The sequence below is a fragment of the Massilia violaceinigra genome, assembly GCF_002752675.1.
In the GTDB taxonomy this organism is placed as follows: Bacteria; Pseudomonadota; Gammaproteobacteria; order Burkholderiales; family Burkholderiaceae_D; genus Telluria_A; species Telluria_A violaceinigra.
Genome location: NZ_CP024608.1, coordinates 4,110,532 through 4,127,587 on the forward strand (window position 1 = coordinate 4,110,532; position 17,056 = coordinate 4,127,587).

Annotated in this window: 17 protein-coding genes and 1 pseudogene; 11 read left to right on the forward strand and 7 right to left on the reverse strand. The window is 61.6% G+C overall.

What is annotated here, in order from left to right; translation table 11 throughout:
- Positions 1–57: 57 nt before the first annotated feature.
- From cheY to CR152_RS18425, 6 genes are all read left to right on the forward strand, one after another.
- Positions 58–456 carry a chemotaxis response regulator CheY gene (cheY, locus tag CR152_RS18400; protein ID WP_054267179.1) on the forward strand — a complete coding sequence of 133 codons (399 nt, stop codon included), beginning with the start codon at positions 58–60 and terminating at the stop codon, positions 454–456.
- A gap of 2 nt (positions 457–458) precedes the next feature.
- Complete coding sequence (gene cheZ, locus CR152_RS18405; RefSeq protein ID WP_099876873.1) at positions 459–1,124, forward strand: protein phosphatase CheZ; 666 nt, start codon at positions 459–461, stop codon at positions 1,122–1,124.
- A gap of 73 nt (positions 1,125–1,197) precedes the next feature.
- Positions 1,198–2,406 (forward strand): EAL and HDOD domain-containing protein, encoded by a 1,209-nt coding sequence (locus tag CR152_RS18410; protein ID WP_099876876.1) that lies wholly within the window; start codon positions 1,198–1,200, stop codon positions 2,404–2,406.
- 286 nt (positions 2,407–2,692) lie between these two features.
- Positions 2,693–3,160 (forward strand): energy transducer TonB, encoded by a 468-nt coding sequence (locus CR152_RS18415; RefSeq protein WP_157778576.1) that lies wholly within the window; start codon positions 2,693–2,695, stop codon positions 3,158–3,160.
- Between the two features lie 31 nt (positions 3,161–3,191).
- Positions 3,192–3,497 carry a cyclic-phosphate processing receiver domain-containing protein gene (locus CR152_RS18420; protein ID WP_099876881.1) on the forward strand — a complete coding sequence of 102 codons (306 nt, stop codon included), beginning with the start codon at positions 3,192–3,194 and terminating at the stop codon, positions 3,495–3,497.
- 34 nt (positions 3,498–3,531) lie between these two features.
- A complete protein-coding gene (locus CR152_RS18425; RefSeq protein ID WP_099876884.1) occupies positions 3,532–3,858 on the forward strand; it encodes a hypothetical protein in 327 nt (108 codons plus the stop codon).
- Positions 3,859–4,155: 297 nt separating this feature from the next.
- On the opposite strand, the gene panC is transcribed toward CR152_RS18425, so the two are convergent.
- The 6 genes from panC to metG all read right to left on the reverse strand — a co-directional run bounded on the left by panC (position 4,156) and on the right by metG (position 10,422).
- Entirely contained in the window at positions 4,156–4,995 is an 840-nt protein-coding gene (gene panC, locus CR152_RS18430) for a pantoate--beta-alanine ligase (protein WP_099876886.1), read from the reverse strand.
- A 37-nt stretch (positions 4,996–5,032) separates the two neighbouring features.
- Entirely contained in the window at positions 5,033–5,929 is an 897-nt protein-coding gene (locus tag CR152_RS18435; protein ID WP_099876889.1) for a segregation and condensation protein A, read from the reverse strand.
- Positions 5,930–5,946: 17 nt separating this feature from the next.
- On the reverse strand, positions 5,947–6,156 hold the full coding sequence (locus CR152_RS18440; RefSeq protein WP_099876892.1) for a DUF3460 family protein: 210 nt from the start codon (positions 6,154–6,156) through the stop codon (positions 5,947–5,949).
- 127 nt (positions 6,157–6,283) lie between these two features.
- Positions 6,284–7,600 (reverse strand): enoyl ACP reductase FabMG family protein, encoded by a 1,317-nt coding sequence (locus CR152_RS18445; protein WP_099876895.1) that lies wholly within the window; start codon positions 7,598–7,600, stop codon positions 6,284–6,286.
- A gap of 201 nt (positions 7,601–7,801) precedes the next feature.
- Positions 7,802–8,281: a GNAT family N-acetyltransferase gene (locus CR152_RS18450; protein WP_099876898.1), complete on the reverse strand. Its 480-nt coding sequence runs from the start codon at positions 8,279–8,281 to the stop codon at positions 7,802–7,804.
- A gap of 8 nt (positions 8,282–8,289) precedes the next feature.
- Positions 8,290–10,422, reverse strand: coding sequence for a methionine--tRNA ligase (metG, locus tag CR152_RS18455; RefSeq protein ID WP_099876900.1), 2,133 nt, complete (start codon positions 10,420–10,422; stop codon positions 8,290–8,292).
- Between the two features lie 173 nt (positions 10,423–10,595).
- Between metG and apbC the strand changes: the two genes are divergently transcribed.
- From apbC to CR152_RS18475, 4 genes are all read left to right on the forward strand, one after another.
- Entirely contained in the window at positions 10,596–11,684 is a 1,089-nt protein-coding gene (gene apbC, locus CR152_RS18460; RefSeq protein WP_099876903.1) for an iron-sulfur cluster carrier protein ApbC, read from the forward strand.
- A 166-nt stretch (positions 11,685–11,850) separates the two neighbouring features.
- The gene (locus tag CR152_RS18465; protein ID WP_099882479.1) at positions 11,851–12,198 is read left to right on the forward strand and encodes a DUF4399 domain-containing protein; all 348 of its coding nucleotides are present in this window, start codon (positions 11,851–11,853) and stop codon (positions 12,196–12,198) included.
- 58 nt (positions 12,199–12,256) lie between these two features.
- Positions 12,257–13,033 carry a substrate-binding periplasmic protein gene (locus CR152_RS18470; protein WP_099876905.1) on the forward strand — a complete coding sequence of 259 codons (777 nt, stop codon included), beginning with the start codon at positions 12,257–12,259 and terminating at the stop codon, positions 13,031–13,033.
- Between the two features lie 172 nt (positions 13,034–13,205).
- Positions 13,206–14,405 carry a right-handed parallel beta-helix repeat-containing protein gene (locus CR152_RS18475; RefSeq protein WP_229413446.1) on the forward strand — a complete coding sequence of 400 codons (1,200 nt, stop codon included), beginning with the start codon at positions 13,206–13,208 and terminating at the stop codon, positions 14,403–14,405.
- Between the two features lie 107 nt (positions 14,406–14,512).
- On the opposite strand, the pseudogene CR152_RS18480 reads toward CR152_RS18475, so the two are convergent.
- Positions 14,513–15,244, reverse strand: a pseudogene (locus CR152_RS18480) (VWA domain-containing protein); the annotation flags it as partial.
- A gap of 603 nt (positions 15,245–15,847) precedes the next feature.
- Here CR152_RS18480 and CR152_RS18485 point away from each other — a divergent pair.
- The gene (locus tag CR152_RS18485; RefSeq protein WP_229413447.1) at positions 15,848–17,047 is read left to right on the forward strand and encodes a right-handed parallel beta-helix repeat-containing protein; all 1,200 of its coding nucleotides are present in this window, start codon (positions 15,848–15,850) and stop codon (positions 17,045–17,047) included.
- Positions 17,048–17,056: the final 9 nt, after the last annotated feature.

Here is a 17,056-nt window from a genome sequence, read left to right on the forward strand (position 1 = left end):
CGCCAGTAGGGGGAAGTCTGTCAATAACCTAAGTAAGAGAATCAACGGAGTAATTTAATGGCTGATCCAAAGATGCGTTTTTTAGTTGTTGACGATTTCTCCACGATGCGCCGCATTGTGCGTAATCTGTTGAAAGAACTGGGTTATGCCAATGTCGACGAGGCGGAAGACGGCGTCATGGCGCTGGCCAAGCTGCGTAGCGAAACCTTCGACTTCGTGGTCTCGGACTGGAACATGCCCAATATGGATGGCCTGACCATGCTGCAGAACATCCGCGCCGACCCCGCGCTGGCCAAGCTGCCGGTGCTGATGGTGACGGCCGAAGCCAAAAAGGAAAACATCATCGCCGCCGCCCAGGCGGGCGCCAATGGCTACGTCGTCAAGCCGTTCACGGCCGCCACGCTCGACGAAAAGCTGAACAAGATTTTCGAGAAGCTCGAAAAAAGCGGAGCGTGACCATGAGCGAGCACCTCACCGAAGGCGCGGGCCAGGCGGACGGTGGTTTGGACGAGCCGGGCGTGCACGACGAGTTCCTCAGCCGGATCGGCCACATGACGCGCGCGCTGCACGAGAGCCTGCGCGGCCTTGGCCTGGATAAATTGATCGAAAAAGCCGCCAGCGACATTCCGGATGCGCGCGACCGCCTCGACTACGTGGCGCGCCTGTCCGAACAGGCAGCCCAGAAGGTGCTCACCGCGACCGAAGGGGCCGGCCCCCTGCAGGACCAGATCGACAGCGGCGCGGCCGGCCTGTCGGCCTCATGGCAGGCGCTGCTCGACGCGCCCGCCACCAGCGATGCCGAATGGCGCGCGCTGGCCGAGCGCAGCGTGGCGGCCATGGCCCAGGCACGCAGCGCCAGCAGCGCCACCAAGGGCTACCTCATGGACATCATGATGGCCCAGGACTTCCAGGACCTGACCGGGCAAGTGATCACCAAGGTGACCACCATTACCCGCAACCTGGAACAGCAACTGGTGCAGATGCTGGTCGATTTTGCGCCGGCCGAGGTCAAGCGCGAATATGACAACGGGCTGCTCAATGGCCCGCAGATCGACCCCACCCGGCACGACGTGGTGTCGAACCAGGGCCAGGTCGACGATCTGCTGGACAGCCTGGGCTTTTGAGCCGGCTGAGATTTTGAGTCAGGCGGGGCGCATTGCCCCGCTTTCGCATGGCACCACCTAAACGACCCATACAATGCACGAATCAAACTTTATCGTCCGCGAACCCCTGCTCGATCCCAAGCAGCGCGTGATCGGTTATGAATTATCCTGGCAGCATCACGAAGACCAGCCCGTCACCGACGAAGAGCTCGAGGCGCTGATCGGCTTCGTCGCCGAGAACGTCAATGACGACGAGCACGGCTGGCTGTTGAAAGACAAAGTCCTGTTCCTCGACGCGGTCCCGAACATGCTCTCGACCGACGCCCTGTTCGCCATGCCGCCCGAGCGCACCGTGCTGACCATGAAGGCTTCCGACCTGGCCGACCCGGACACCCTGGCGGCGGTGCAGGGCTTGCGTGCCGGCGGCGTCGGCATTTCGGTGCGCGACGGCGACCTGGCCCACCTCGGCAAGAACCTCGGCATGAGCGCTTCCTACATCGAAGTGCGCTTCTCGGGCGCGGACGTGGCGTCCCAGGCGCGCACGTATGCGGCCGCCAAGCAATCGTCGGTGCGCATGGTGGGCCGTCCGGTCACCACCTGGGCCGACTTCGACGCCTGCGCCGCGCTCGGGCTCGATGCCTTCGTCGGCAAGCTGCACCTGACGCCGCGCGCCGGCACGCCCGTCAAGGGCATGAACCCGGCCCAGACCATCATCCTGCAACTGATGCAGATGGTGCAAAAGAACGAAGACATACCCAAGATCGAAAGCGTGCTCAAGCGCGATCCGGCGCTCTCGTACAAGCTGCTGCGCTTCATCAACTCGGCCGGTTTCGGGGTCGGGCGCGAAATTCAATCGCTACGCCAGGCCATCACCATGCTCGGCTATTCGCCCATGTACCGCTGGCTGACCCTGTTGCTGGCCACGGCCAGCACCAGCGGCTACTCGCCGGTGCTGATGGAAACGGCGGTCGTGCGCGGCCGCCTGACCGAGCTGCTCGGCAACAAAGGCTTGCCGCGCAGCGAGAGCGAAAACCTGTTCATGACCGGCATGTTCTCGCTGCTCGACCGTCTGCTGGGCCTGTCGATGAAAGAAGTGCTCGACACCATCCAGCTGCCGGACGAAGTGGTGCGCGCGCTGCTCACCCGTGGCGGGGCGTATGGCCCGTACCTGGCGCTGGCCGAAGCGTGCGAGCTCAACTCGCAGCTGGTCGCCTCGCTGGCCAAGTCGATCAACATCACGCCGGTCGACGTCAACAAGGCCCACCTGTCGGCACTTGCCTGGGCGCAAAACGTCAGCACCTGACCATCCGCCTTGCCTTTGTTGCCCAACCGGGGTCAGACCTCCGATTAGAAATCTTTCTAATCGGAGGTCTGACCCTAATGCCGTTAACTTAAGCTCCGTCATTCCTGCCATTGGCAGAAATGACTTCCCGCGCAGGCGGGAATCCAAGTTCGTCGAGCCGCCTGTGACTGCGCTACGGAATTGGATTCCCGCGCGGGAATGACGGTTTTGAAGTTTGCGGTCGGAAAACGGCTTAACTTTACGGCATTAAGGTCTGACCCCGGTTCTTTCACGACCGCGAATGCACATGAAGAACGGCACATTCCTCTCACCCATCGGGATCGGACGTCTCCTTCTGCTCGTCGGCCTGCTGGCCGCGGGCGCCGGTGCGCAGGCCCAGGATGGGGCCGGTGCGGCCCCGAAGGAAGCGGCCGCGCCGCCAAACGACACCCCGAAGACACCGGACGAGACGTCCTCTGTCGACGTGGCGGCCCGGATTGTTCCGTCGCCGTGGTCGCCGTTCCGATACTGCACCTCGCCGCAATACCCTAAAGGTTCGCTGCGCAACGGGGAAGAAGGCGTGGTCAACATCGCCTTTCAGGTTGCGGAGAACGGTCAGGTGATCGATCCGCGCATCATGAAATCGAGTGGATTCGAGACGCTGGACAAGGCCGCCATTGGCGCGCTGTTAAAGTGCCGCTTTGCGCCCGCCGTCATGTTTGGCGTGCCGATTCGAAAATGGCTGGGGACGGGATATAACTTTGTGATCCATTGACGGAGGTTATCTTGCTAAAATGCCATTGCGCATGAAGGTCTATCTGGACGATGAGCGAGCCACGCCCGATGGCTGGGTGCGGGTGTACTGGCCGGACGAGGCGATCGCCCTGCTGGCGCGCGGGGAAGTGACGCACATCAGCCTCGACCACGATCTGGGCGATGACGCGCGCGGCACCGGTTACGACGTGGTGCTGTGGATCGAGGAGCAGGTATTCACCGCGGGTTTTCGCCCGCCCGCGATGCGGGTGCACTCGGCCAATGCCTCCGCGCGGGAAAAAATGGAAGCGGGAATCAGAACAATCGAAGCTTACGCCGGCCATGCTGGCACTGAATAAAGGAAATTTTGTGGGGAAACAATTGATCTCACGTGTGATCGCAGGCGCCCTGATCGCCGTGTTATCGGGCGCGGCATGCGCCAATCCGGTTCACATGACGCTGGCAAAGATGACGCAAACCAAGCGCAAGGCGGCGCTGGGGGAGGCGGTGACGGATGCGGGCATCAAATGCATCGGCATCAAGCGCGCGATCTATCAAGGTAGCGATGAGCGCGACACGGCGCTGTGGAGTGCCCGCTGCGTCGATGGCAGGCTGTTCGCGGTGGAGATCGACAGCGACGCGCAAGGCACGACGCGCGTACAGCGTTGCAAGTCGCGCAAACGGGGCGCCAGCAACTGCAAGTTCAAGGGCAGATTCTGACGGCTGCAAGCGCGCGACCGGCGTAAGCAAAACCGGGGTCAGAGCTCTAGCAAAACCGGGGTCATAGCAAAACCGGGGTCAGAGCTCTGATTAGAAATCTTTCTAATCAGAGCTCTGACCCCGGTGCGAGTATGTTGCGATAATGTTGCTGAATCGCGGTTCATTCCTGGTTATGTCGACGAAAGCATCCGACATCGGTCAGGGCAAGAACAAAAATCGGTCGTGTTTCAATTTAGAGCTCTGACCCCGGTTGTCGGAACTTTTCGCCTTCCGGCGTCGGCGTGTGGCGCGGCGGTGTCAGATTTCGAGGTTGTCGATCAGACGCGTGGTGCCGAGCTTGGCTGCTGCGAGCACCACCAGCGGCGCGCCTTGCGCCAGGTCGCCCGCAGTCGGCGGCTGCAGGTCGTTCTGCTTGCGGATGGAGATGTAATCCGGCTTCCAGCCGCGCCGCGCAAGGTCTTCCATCGCCTTGTGTTCGAGCTGGAAGATGTCCAGGTGGCCGGAACGCACTTCATTGGCCACGGCATTCAGACTCTGGTACAGCGCCGGCGCCTCAGCCCGCTCCGCTTCCGACAGGTACATATTGCGCGACGACAGAGCCAGCCCGTCGTCGGCACGCCAGGTCTCGGCCGCGATAATCTGCGTCGGCAGGGCGAATTGACGGCTCATGTTGCGCACCATCATCAGCTGCTGGTAATCCTTCTTGCCGAACACGGCGACCTTCGGTTGCACGCACGAAAACAGTTTCAGGACGATGGTGGTCACGCCAGTGAAAAAGCCCGGACGGAATTCGCCTTCCAGCGTATTGCCGAGGTCTTGCGGCGGGCTGACGCGGAATTCCTGCGGCTCCGGATACAAATCCTTCTCGGTCGGCGCAAACAGCACATACACGCCTTCCTTTTCGAGCTTGTCGACGTCGGCCTGGAAGGTGCGCGGGTATTTGTCGAAGTCTTCGTTCGGCCCGAACTGCAGGCGGTTGACGAAGATCGAGGCCACCACCGGGTCGCCATGCTTGCGCGCCAGACGCATCAGCGACAGATGCCCTTCGTGCAGGTTGCCCATTGTCGGCACGAAGGCCGTGCGCAGCTGGCCGCTGAGCTGGTCGCGCAGTTCTTCAACGGAAGAGATGATTTTCATGGGGGCAGTTCCTCAAACGGGTATCAAATGAATCGGCTTACGCCGGGGAGTAGGCGAGGCGCACGTAAATCGGCGCGAACGGCTCGGCCTGGGTAATTTCTATCAGGGTTTCCTTGGCCAGTTCCAGCATGGCCACGAAGTGCACCACGACGATGGGCACGCCGCCCTGGCCCTGGAACAAATCGGCGAATTCTACGAAGCGCGCCGATTGCAGTTGCCGCAAAATCGAGGTCATGTGCTCGCGCACCGACAGTTCCTGGCGGCTGATGCGGTGATGCTGGGTCAGCTTGGCGCGCTTGAGCACGTCCAGCCAGGCGCGCTGCAAGTCCACCGGGTCGACATCGGGCCAGTTGGGGATGTTGCTCTGTTCGACGAACAGGGCGGGGCGGGTGAAGTCGCGGTCGAGCTGGGGAATGGCGTTGATTTCGTAGGCGGCCAGCTTGATCTGCTCGTAGTCGAGCAGGCGCCGCACCAAGTCGGCGCGCGGATCGTAGGTGTCGAGCAGGTCGTCGTCGACCACGCGCTGCGGCAGCAGCATGCGCGACTTGATTTCGATCAGCATGGCGGCCATCAGCAGGTATTCGGCGGCCAGTTCCAGGTTGTGCAGGCGGATCTGGTCGACATATTTCAGATATTGCAGGGTGACCTGCGCCATCGGAATGTCGAGGATGTTGAAGTTTTGCTTGCGGATCAGGTACAGCAGCAGGTCGAGCGGACCTTCGAAGGCGTCCAGGAAGATCTCGAGCGCGTCGGGCGGGATGAACAGGTCGGTCGGCATGCGCAGCAGCGGCTCGCCGTATAGACGGGCAAAGGCGGGCACCTCGGGCGCTGTTTCCAGCACCGCCGGCAGCTCGACCGGCGCGGCAGGCGCGTCGCTCAGCAAGCCACCTGGCTCGGTGGCGAGTTCCTCCGTCGCCGCCTCTTCTGGCAACATGGTCTCGCCCTTGGACGTCAGAGTTTGTTCTGGTACACGTACGCTTGTTGGCTGACGCGCGATTCCTTGGTTTTATCCTGCTCGGCCAGGGAAGTCGGCGCCTTGTCCCACAGCAGCGCACGGCCGGCGATCTGACCAGCTTCCATCTCGGGATTCTTGGCCTTGAGTTCGCGGATGAACTTGGTGTGGTCGGATTCGTACAGCTGGAATTGTTTGGTCAGTTTCATGATATGGACACGGGTAGCGACGCGGGTAGCGCCTTGGGTAGCGGACAATGCTATTTTACCGCGAGCAAGGCGGCAGGGGGAATTCGTCGGCCGCCACGGCGGCCGACGACCAGTTGCGCTCGCGCGCTTACGGGTGCAGCAGGTTCAGTTGCTTGGCGATGATGTCGTGATTGAGCCACACCACCGGGGCGATTTTCTCGGCCGCGCCGTGGAACATCAGCGGACCGGCGCTTTCCAGCACCAGCGCGCTCAGGTGGTCGGTGATCAGGGCCTTGCGGTCCTTGTGCAGCTTGGTCATTTCGTCCGAAGTGCCGATCATCACTTCCGCCAGGGGCGGCGTGTTGTCCATCGGCCAGGCCTCGAAGTTGCGGAAACTGGCGCTGACCGGGTCATTGTTATAGGCCTCGATCTGGTCGATCAGGCTTTGCAGCGAGACGCCATCGTTCAGCAGTTCCTGGCAGGTGGCCCATTGCTGCTCGGCCCAGGCGCCGCCGCCTTCGCGCTTGAGCGCGGCGAGCAGGGGGAACAGCGACAGTTCGACACCAGCGAAAATGTCCGACGAGTTGGTGCGGATTTCCGGGCAGTTGAACACGGTCGCGCTAACTCCCTGCGCCCAGGCTGCCTGCGCAACACTTTCGAGGCGCATCTTGGCGTAGCCCTGGGTGTAGTTGGTGTAGGTCTGCCACTGGTACTTGCCGTCGATCAGGATTTCGCTGCCGTGGTAGCCGTAGGCCGTGTAGCGCACCTGGCCGCCCTTGGCGGTGATGCGATCGCGGATGGCGGCGCTGGCGGTAATCAGGTGTTGCAGGGTGTTGGCGGTGACTTCGTCGAAGTTCATCAAAATCAGCTTGCCGAGGTCGCTGTCGAGCAGTTCGCGCGAGGACATGAAGCGCTCGCCGCGGCCTTTATAGATACGGTTGGCGATGGCCAGGAACGCCTTGATCTTCGGAATGCCGCCGGCCATGGTGTGGGCGAAGAAGACATTGCTGCCGTCTGGAATGAGCTTGTCGATCTCGGCCATCGCCTGGGCGGCGGAGGCGGCGAAGCGGCGCACGCCGACTTCACGGCAGCGCTCGACAGCGGCCCAGTCCAGCTTTTCGTCCTGCCAGCCCTTGAGGGTGAGGCCGGCCAGCATTTCGGTCGGGTTCTGTTCGCCTTCAGGCGCGTCGAGGTCGAAGCCGGCCATCAGCGGCACGTTGATGATGCGTCCGCCCAGCTTGGCTTCGGCTTCGGCCAGTTCTTCTTCGTTGAGTGCGCGCAGCGCGTTGTTGTCGTCGCGGCGGCCGACGGTGATGCCGACGATGGTCATGCCGGCCTTGCGTGCCTCATCGATCAGGCCGTTAGCGTAGCCGCGGCCGAACAGTTCGCCGAACAGTACGAACACGTCGCCCTTGCGAAACAGGTTGGCGTGCGGGATGTGCCTCAAGGAAGTCAATTCGGTCATAGATACCACTCAAAAGTAAGAAGGTTCGGGCCCCGGGCCCACCACCCCGGCCGGCGCCATGAGGGCGCAGGTGCGGGGCATGTTGTTTTTCTCGTCAAGCGCGACATTATAGCCCCCCGCTTGCGGCGTCCGATTTCGGCGCCCGATATCGGCGTTCCGATATCGGCAACCATGTGATTAAGGACTAGGGTGGTGATCGTCTCAATGGCGCAGCACGCGCCGCATGACGCGCGGCGGCGGTTCGAGCGCGTTGGCGTGGGAGTATTCAAGTTCGTCGGCCAGCTCGAATTCGTAGGCGGCGTACAGGTCGAGCAGCTTGGGTTGGTCGTTGCGCACGGCCAGGCGTAGTTCCTGCACGCCGCTGGCCAGGCCCTGGTGAATCACCGCTTCGAGCAGGTGCTGCGACAGGTTGCCGCCGCGGCATTGCGGAAGCACGCCCATGCGCCGGATCTCCCACACGTCCGGCTCGAACTCGTGCGGCGCCCAGCGTACCGAGCCGACCGGCGTATCGCCCTGCAACAGGATGAAGGCGCCGCCGTCGCGCAGCTGTTCGGCCACGCGCTGGGCGGTCTCGCGGTGGCCGCTCGACGTCACCGTCACCGTACCGGCCCAGGACGCCCGGGTCAGGTCGGCGATCAGTTGGGCATCCTCATCGGCTGCCGGGCGCACCACGAGGTTCATCGGCGTCCTTAGCGAATACGCATGCCCGGCTGCGCGCCCGGCCATGGTTCCAGCACGTATAAGCCGGGATCGGCTTTTTCGTCGGCGGCCGAGGCGCACAGAACCATGCCTTCGGAGACGCCGAATTTCATCTTGCGCGGCGCCAGGTTGGCCACCAGCACGGTCAGTTTGCCGATCAGCTGCTCGGGCGTGTAGGCCGACTTGATGCCGGAGAACACGTTGCGCAGACGGCCTTCGCCCACGTCCAGGGTCAGGCGCAGCAGCTTGTCGGAGCCGTCCACCTGTTCGCAGTTGACGATCTTGGCGATGCGCAGGTCGATCTTGGTGAAGTCGTCGATCTTGATTTCCGGCGCCAGTTCTTCGATATCGCCGCGTTCGGGCGCGTCCAGGGCCGGTGCGGGGACGGCTGGCGCCGGTGCAGGCACGGCCACCACGGCCGGCTTGTCGATCAGCGCTTCGACCATCTTGGCGTCGATGCGGGTCATCAGGTGGCTGTAGGCGCCGATTTCGCGGCCGAGCATGGTTTCGTACACGGCGGCGCCCGTCGTATCGCTCCAGGTCAACGCATCGTCGCGCAGGAATTCGGCGACCTTGGCGGCAATTTGCGGCAGCACCGGCGAGAGCATGATGGTGATCTGGCGGAACAAGATCAGCGCTGTGGTGCAGACATCGTGCAGGTGCGCGGTTTTTTCCGGGTCCTTGGCCAAAATCCACGGCTTGTTTTCATCGACATACTGGTTGGTGATGTCGGCGATTTCCATGATTTCGCGCAGCGCCTTGCCGAACTCGCGGTTCTCGAAGTTGGCGGCGATGCTGGCCTGGCGTTCATTGCCGTCGACCGTCAGCGCGCGGCCGATCCACTGTTGCGCGTGAGGCGACAGGGTGGAGGTCAGCTTGCCCTCGAAATTCTTGGCGATGAAACCGGCGCAGCGGCTGGCGATGTTGACGTATTTGCCGATCAGGTCGCTATTCACGCGGGCAATGAAGTCCTCGCCGTTGAAGTCGAGGTCTTCGACCTTCGAGTTCAGCTTGAAGGCGATGTAGTAGCGCAGCCATTCCGGATTCATCTTCAGGTCGAGGTAGCGCAGCGGCGAAATGCCGGTGCCGCGCGACTTGGCCATCTTTTCACCGTTCAGGGTCAGGTGGCCGTGCACATTGACTTTCAGCTTGTCGATCACCGGGTGGCCGGCGAAATTGAGCATGGCTGGCCAGAACAGCAGGTGGAAGGACACAATATCCTTGCCGATGAAGTGGACTTGCTCGGTGTCCGGGTCGTTCAGCAGGGCATCGAAATCCATCCCTTTTTTGCTGCAGTAATTTTTCAGGCTCGCCAGATAGCCGACCGGCGCGTCCAGCCAGACATAGAAAAACTTGCCCGGCGCATCAGGAATCGGGATGCCGAAGTAGGGCGCATCGCGCGAAATATCCCAGTCGGCCAGTTTTTCGCCGGCGTCGCCGAGCCACTCGGAGACCTTGTTCACCATTTCCGACTGCAAACGGCCAGGCGTGTTCAGCCATTCCTTGAGGAAGGTGTAGCAGCGCGGGTCCGACAGGGCGAAGAAATACTGTTCCGATGGCTTCAGAATCGGAGTCGAGCCGGTGAACACCGAAAACGGGTTCACCAGTTCGGTCGGCTGGTAGGCCGCGCCGCAGACTTCGCAATTGTCGCCGTACTGGTCCTTGGCGCCGCATTTCGGGCATTCGCCCTTGATGTTGCGGTCGGCCAGGAACATGCCCTTGACCGGGTCGAAGAAGCGGTCGACCGTCTTTGTGACGATCAGGCCGGTATCGCGCAGCTTGCGATAGATGCCTTGCGACAGCTCCACGTTCTCGGGTGAATCGGTCGAGTACCAGTTATCGAAGGCAATGTGGAAGCCGTCCAGGTATTGCGGACGGTCGGCCGCGATCTTGGCCACGAATTCCTGGGGCGTGATGCCTTCCTTTTCGGCCGCGATCATGATCGGCGTGCCGTGGGTATCGTCGGCGCAGACGAAATGGACCTCGCGCTGGCCGTCCGCATCGCGTTGCATTCGCTGAAAACGGACCCAGATATCAGCCTGGATGTATTCCATCATGTGGCCGATGTGAAAGGCGCCGTTGGCGTAAGGCAGGGCGGTGGTGACGAACAGCTTGCGAGTCATGGTTGAAATGCGCTTATTGGAAAGTTTATCAAGAAAAACAGAGAAGCATTTTACCAGCGGATGACCCGACTGCGCACAGGGGTTTGCCCGGATTTGCCATTCAGGCAAGGCTTGACAGGGCGATTTGCGCTAAACTTCGGCATGTTTCGGCATCATATTCCCTGGAGATTTACATGAGCATCACAGTAGAAGACGTCAAGAATGCACTGACGGCGGTTATCGATCCGAACACCCAGAAAGATTTCGTTTCTTCCAAGACGATCAAGAATATCAAGCTCGACGGCAACGACATCGCGCTTGACGTCGAGCTCGGCTATCCAGCCAAAAGCCAGATCGACGCCATCCGCAGCGCCATCGTGGCCGCCCTGCAGGCGCTGCCGGGCGCGGGCCGGATCAATCCGAACGTGTATTCCAAAATCATTTCCCATACCGTGCAGCGCGGCTTGAAGATCATGCCGAACGTGAAGAACATCATCGCGGTGGCGTCCGGCAAGGGCGGCGTGGGCAAGTCGACCACGGCGGTCAACCTGGCCTTGGCCCTGGCGGCCGAGGGCGCCAGCGTCGGCGTGCTGGACGCGGACATTTATGGTCCGTCGCAGCCGATGATGCTGGGGATTAACGGGCGTCCGGAAACCACCGACGGCAAGACCATGGAGCCGCTGGAAAACCACGGCCTGCAAGTGTCCTCGATCGGCTTCATGATCGATCCGGACGAGCCGATGGTGTGGCGCGGCCCGATGGTCACGCAGGCGCTGCAGCAGTTGCTGGAGCAAACCAACTGGCGCGACCTCGATTACCTGATCGTCGACATGCCGCCAGGCACCGGCGACATCCAGCTGACCCTGTCGCAAAAAGTGCCGGTCACGGGCGCGGTGATCGTCACCACGCCGCAGGACATCGCCCTGCTCGACGCCCGCAAGGGCTTGAAAATGTTCGAGAAAGTCGGCATTCCGATCCTCGGCGTGGTGGAAAACATGAGCACGCACATCTGCTCGAACTGTGGCCATACGGAAGCCATTTTCGGCCACGGCGGCGGCGCGAAAATGTGCGCCGACTTCGGCGTGGAATTCCTCGGCGCCTTGCCGCTGACGATGTCGATCCGCGAACAGACCGACTCGGGCCGCCCGACGGTGGTGGCCGAGCCCAACGGTCCGGTGGCGCAGATCTACAAGGATATCGCGCGCAAGGTGGCCATCAAGATCGCCGAAAAGGCGAAAGACATGACCAGCAAGTTTCCGAGCATCGTCATCAAGAACGACTGAGCAGGCAAGCGTGTGGCGCTTTCGCGGCGCCCACGTGCAAAATAGGCAAGGGTTGGCGTGCACTGCGCCAACGGCTTGTATTTCCCACTGTCGCTTTTCCAACCGCAAAGGAATTCACTTGAAATCGTTTATCAAGCACGTCGTCTTCTCCGCATCCCTGCTGGCCATGGCGGCCGCGTCGGCCCAATCGGTCTCGTTCGTCGAGCCTGCCGATGGCGCGACCGTCAAAAGCCCGTTCAAGGTGAAATTCGCCGTCGAAGGCATGGAGGTCAAGCCGGCCGGCGCGCTGGTGGCCAATTCGGGGCACCATCACCTGCTTATCAACGGCGCCGCGATCAAGGAGGGCGATTCGATCCCCTTCGACGACAAGCACTTGCATTTCGGCAAGGGTCAGACCGAAACCGACGTCAAGCTGCCGCCCGGCGAGTACACCCTGACCATGCAGTTCGCCAACGGTGCGCATCAGTCCTACGGCACGCCGATGAGCAAGTCGATTAAAGTCACCGTCAAGTAATTCCCCAGCGAGCGCTGGCGGCAGTACAATTGTTTTTATTGAGAAAACAATTTCCGCCATGAAGCGCTCCGATTCCCCTGTGGATGTTGCCAGACGCGCCCTGTTGCTGGGCGCGGCCGCGGCGTTGGCCCTGCCGGCGGGTGCCGCGCCGCGCGAGCTGCTTGTCGTCGGCGCCCACTTTGCGCGCGTCTACGAGCGCGCCAATGGCGAATTTTCGGGCATGGCGGTCGAGATCATCCGCGCCATTGCCGGCGAACTGGGCCAGCCCGTGCATTTCGAGCTCTATCCCTGGGCGCGCGCGCAGTCGATGGTGGCGCAGGGGCAGGCCGACATCCTCGTCGGCCCCTACAAATCGCCCGAACGGCTTGAGCTCTTCATCTTCTCCGAACGTCCTTTTTACCAGGACCAGATGGTGTTCTTTTCGCGCAGCACCGCCCCGTTCGCCTGGGATGGCCTCTACGCCTCCCTGCGCGGCAAGCGCATCGTGATCATCAACGGCTGGGCCTACGGCGACGAGTTCAATACCGCGCTCAAGGACTTGTCGGTGAGCGTGACCAACTCGGTCGAATCGGCGCTGACCATGCTGGCGCACGGACGGGTGGACTTGTTTGCCAGCAATGTGCGCAATACCGAGCCGGTCATCCCGCTGCTGGCGCTCGAGGGCAAGGTGGCGGCGGTGGGTCGAACGATCTCCCTGCAACGTGGTTTTTTCGCCTTCCCCAAGCGCCCGGAGTACGACATCATGCGTGCCCGCTTCGACCGCGCCTTCAATGCCTATGTCGACAGCGGCGAACTGCGCAAGCTCGGCAAGCGCCTCAACGTGCAGGTTCCCTGACCGACTGGGTACGGCCGGGCGTGTCTCAGGCGCGACTGCGCAAATTACTTCCTCGTAGAATCGACAACTTGCGGTTACCATACGCAGGATGACGCTTTGACAATGGTCATATACCAAGTTGATTTTTCGCAGGGATGCGTCTGTACGCCCACCTGCTCCCCCAGGAGACAAAATGATGAAGAAAAACATAGTGCGTGCTGCTTGCGTGTCGGCGGTAGCGGTGTTGGGCATGCAGGGTGCCGCCTCGGCCGCGGTGCTGAGCGTTGGCCCGGGCAAGACCTACGCCACCCCGTGCCGCGCGATTGCGGCGGCAAAAAACGGCGACCGGATCGAGATTCAAGGTGGCGTGTTGTACAGCGGCGACGTTTGCGGCATTTACGCCAGTTATCTGACGATCCAGGGCGTCAACGGCCGTCCGCGCATTGATGCAGCCGGCAAGAATGCGATGGGGAAGGCGACCTGGGTCGTCGTCGGCAACAGCGTGCTGATCGATAACGTGGAAATGTTCGGCTCCAAGGTGCCTGACCGCAACGGCGCCGCGCTGCGCCTGGAAGGTACTGGCTTCACCCTGCGCAATAGTTTCATTCACAGCAATGAAAACGGCATTCTCAGCGGCGCCAATCCGCTCAGCGATATCGTCATCGAAGGGACCGAATTCGGTCGCAACGGGTATGGCACGGGGCAAACGCACAATCTGTATATCGGCAAGGTGCGCAGTTTGATGTTCCGGCGCAACTTCTCGCATGATGCGCACGTGGGCCACAACCTCAAGTCGCGCGCGCAGACCAACCATATCCTGTACAACCGTTTTTCCAGCCTGCGTCCTGGCGAGACCGGTTCGACGGCGGCGGGGCAGCCGAGTTACGAGATCGACCTGCCGAATGCGGGTACGTCCTACGTGATCGGCAATGTGATCCAGCAGCCGGCCGCCAATCAGAACGGGGCGATGCTCGCTTATGGGGAAGAGGGCGCCACCAATACCGGACATGATTTGTATGTGGTGAATAACACGTTTGTGAACGACGATACGGCGCGCGGCGTGTTCGTGATGGTCGGTTCGGGCGTGACCAAGCCGGTGCTGCTGCAGAATAATATCTTTTCGGGGATCGGGACCTTGAGCACGCAGGTCAGCACGGTGGCCAAGACCAATTACCGCTCGATCGCACCGGGGTTCGTGAACCGGGCGACGTACGATCTGCGGCCGACGCCATCGCCGCTGGTGGTCAATGCGGGCACCGATCCTGGCGTGTCGGCGACGGGGTATTCGCTCACGCCGGTAGCGCAGTACAAGCACGTGGCGTTCTGGATCGGCCGGCCTGTGAGCAGCCAGCTCGATATCGGGGCGTATGAATCGACGTCGATTGCGCCGTAAGCGCTAACTCGCGCCGTCGTTCCCGTACCGTTACCCTTGGATCCGTCGTTCCCGCCTGCGCGGGAACGACGGCTAATAGATTTGCGCGGGAACCACCGCAGCGGACTCTACGGCTTAATCTCCACAATCCCCGCCTCCGCAGCCCACTGTCCCACATCACTGCGCTTGATCGCCGCAGCTATCAGCTCCGGAAACAAATCCGGCGTACACGCAAAACACGGTGCCCCGAGCGCCGCAAAATACGCCGCATTGGCGTGGTCATACCCCGGCGCCCCATTATCATCGAGCGCCAGCAGCACAATCACCTGCACGCCCGCCGCCACCATCGCCGCGGCTCGTCTGCGCATCTCGGCATTATTTCCACCCTCGTACAAATCGCTGATCAGCACGAAAATGGTATCGGCCGGCCGCACGATCAAGCCCTGGCAATACCCCAGCGCCCGATTGATATCGGTGCCGCCGCCCAGCTGCGTACCGAACAGTACATCGACCGGATCGGCCAGCATTGGCGTCAGGTCGATCACGGCCGTATCGAACACCACCACCGATGTACTGACTGCCTTGATACTTGCCAGCACCGCCGCGAACACGCTGGCGTACACCACCGACGGCGCCATCGAACCGCTCTGGTCGATGCACAGCACGATGTCGCGCAGCGATTGCCCCTTGCGCCCGAACCCGATGCGCGTTTCCGGAATAATCGTCCGGTACTCGGGCTGGTAATGGCGCAGATTGGACCGGATGGTACGCAGCCAGTCGATCTCGTGATGGCGCGGCCGGCGGTTGCGCGTGGCGCGGTTCAGGCTACCCGCCGGCCGGAACCGACTGGCCAGCCTGCGCTCCCTTCATATTCTCCGAACGTCCTTTTTACCAGAACCAGATGGTGTTCTTTCTCGCGCAGCGCCCCCCGTTCGCCTTGGACGGCCTGTACGCCTCCCTGCGCGGCAAGCGCATCGTGATCATCAATGGCTGGGCCTACGGCGACTAGTTCAATGCCGCGCTCAAGGACTTGTCGGTCAGCGTGACCAACTCGGTGGAATCGGCGCTGACCATGCTGGCGCACGGGGAAATTGCTAGCCAGCAACGTGCGCAATACCGAGCCGGTCATCCCGCTGCTGGCGCGCGACGGCAAGATGGCGGCGGTGGGTCGCACGATCTCCCTGCAACGTGGTTTTTTCGCCTTCCCCTAGCGCCCGGAATACGACATCATGCGCGCGCTTCGACCGCGCCTTCAATGCCTATGTCGACAGCGGCGAACTGCGCAAGCTCGGCAAGCGCCTCAACGTGCAGGTTCCCTGGCGGCTCTGTCCCGACTGCGTCTGCTTGACGCGAAAACTTCCTTGGATATTGAACACATGCGGTACCATTCCCGCAGGGCGTATTGATATTTATTAAACCTTGCATTGATTTCCACAAACCGCCCACATTCTTTAGGAGAGAATATGTTAACGAAACACATGGTTCGCGCTGCGTGCGTATCGGCGGTAGCGATGATGGGTGTACAGGCCAATGCCTCTGCGGCGGTGCTGAAGGTCGGTCCCGGCCAGACCTACGCACGACCCTGCCTGGCGATTGCCGCCGCTAAGGCGGGCGACACGATTGAAATCCAGGGTGGGGTGGTGTACAGCGGCGACGTGTGCGGCATTTATGCCAGCAACCTGATCATCAAGGGCGTCAACGGGCGCCCGCGCATCGATGCCGCAGGAAAGAATTCGATGGGGAAAGCAATCTGGGTCGTCGTCGGCAATAATGTGATCATCGATAACGTGGAAATGTACGGCGCCAAGGTACGTGACCTCAATGGCGCGGCACTGCGGCTGGAAGGCACGGGCTTCACCTTGCGCAACAGCTTTCTTCACGATAATGAGAACGGCATTCTCAGCGGCGCGAATGCGGCCAGCGATATCGTCATCGAAGGCACCGAATTCGGGCGCAACGGTTACGGCACGGGGCAGACCCACAACCTGTATATCGGCAAGGTGCGCAGTTTAATGTTCCGTGGCAATTTTTCGCACGATGCGCATGTCGGGCACAACCTCAAGTCGCGCGCGCAGACGAACTATATCCTGTACAACCGCTTTTCCAGCCTGCGCCCGGGCGAAACCGGTTCGACCGCAGCCGGCCAGCCGAGCTACGAGATCGATTTGCCGAATGCCGGCACCTCGTACGTCATCGGGAATGTGATCCAGCAGCCGGCCGCCAACCAGAACGGGGCCATGCTGGCGTACGGGGAAGAGGGCGCCAGCAATACCGGACATGATCTGTATGTGGTCAACAACACGTTCCTGAACGACGACACCGCGCGCGGGGTGTTTGTGATGGTCGGTTCCGGCGTGACCAAGCCGGTCCTGCTGCAGAATAATATCTTTTCGGGGATCGGGACCTTGAGTACGCAGGTCAGTACCGTGGCCAAGACCAATTACCGCTCGGTGGCGCCCGGGTTCGTGAACCGCGCGGCGTATGACTTGCGGCCGACGGCGTCGCCGCTGGTGGTCGATGCGGGGACCGCTCCCGGGGTGTCGGCCACGGGGTATGTGCTCAAGCCGGTGGCGCAGTATAAGCATGTGGCCAAGTCGTTCGCACGGCCGGTGAGCGGTGCGCTCGATATCGGGGCGTATGAGTCGACGTCGACTGCGCCTTAATCGGGTCAA

Coding starts and splice junctions, on each gene's coding strand:
- apbC (WP_099876903.1), top strand. CDS start 10,596: ATGAGCATCACAGTAGAAGACGTCAAGAATGCACTGACGGCGGTTATC.
- CR152_RS18415 (WP_157778576.1), top strand. CDS start 2,693: ATGAAGAACGGCACATTCCTCTCACCCATCGGGATCGGACGTCTCCTT.
- cheY (WP_054267179.1), top strand. CDS start 58: ATGGCTGATCCAAAGATGCGTTTTTTAGTTGTTGACGATTTCTCCACG.
- CR152_RS18420 (WP_099876881.1), top strand. CDS start 3,192: ATGAAGGTCTATCTGGACGATGAGCGAGCCACGCCCGATGGCTGGGTG.
- CR152_RS18470 (WP_099876905.1), top strand. CDS start 12,257: ATGAAGCGCTCCGATTCCCCTGTGGATGTTGCCAGACGCGCCCTGTTG.
- CR152_RS18435 (WP_099876889.1), bottom strand. CDS start 5,929: ATGTTGCCAGAAGAGGCGGCGACGGAGGAACTCGCCACCGAGCCAGGT.
- CR152_RS18475 (WP_229413446.1), top strand. CDS start 13,206: ATGATGAAGAAAAACATAGTGCGTGCTGCTTGCGTGTCGGCGGTAGCG.
- CR152_RS18450 (WP_099876898.1), bottom strand. CDS start 8,281: ATGAACCTCGTGGTGCGCCCGGCAGCCGATGAGGATGCCCAACTGATC.
- CR152_RS18465 (WP_099882479.1), top strand. CDS start 11,851: ATGGCGGCCGCGTCGGCCCAATCGGTCTCGTTCGTCGAGCCTGCCGAT.
- CR152_RS18445 (WP_099876895.1), bottom strand. CDS start 7,600: ATGACCGAATTGACTTCCTTGAGGCACATCCCGCACGCCAACCTGTTT.
- cheZ (WP_099876873.1), top strand. CDS start 459: ATGAGCGAGCACCTCACCGAAGGCGCGGGCCAGGCGGACGGTGGTTTG.
- panC (WP_099876886.1), bottom strand. CDS start 4,995: ATGAAAATCATCTCTTCCGTTGAAGAACTGCGCGACCAGCTCAGCGGC.
- CR152_RS18440 (WP_099876892.1), bottom strand. CDS start 6,156: ATGAAACTGACCAAACAATTCCAGCTGTACGAATCCGACCACACCAAG.
- CR152_RS18485 (WP_229413447.1), top strand. CDS start 15,848: ATGTTAACGAAACACATGGTTCGCGCTGCGTGCGTATCGGCGGTAGCG.
- CR152_RS18410 (WP_099876876.1), top strand. CDS start 1,198: ATGCACGAATCAAACTTTATCGTCCGCGAACCCCTGCTCGATCCCAAG.
- metG (WP_099876900.1), bottom strand. CDS start 10,422: ATGACTCGCAAGCTGTTCGTCACCACCGCCCTGCCTTACGCCAACGGC.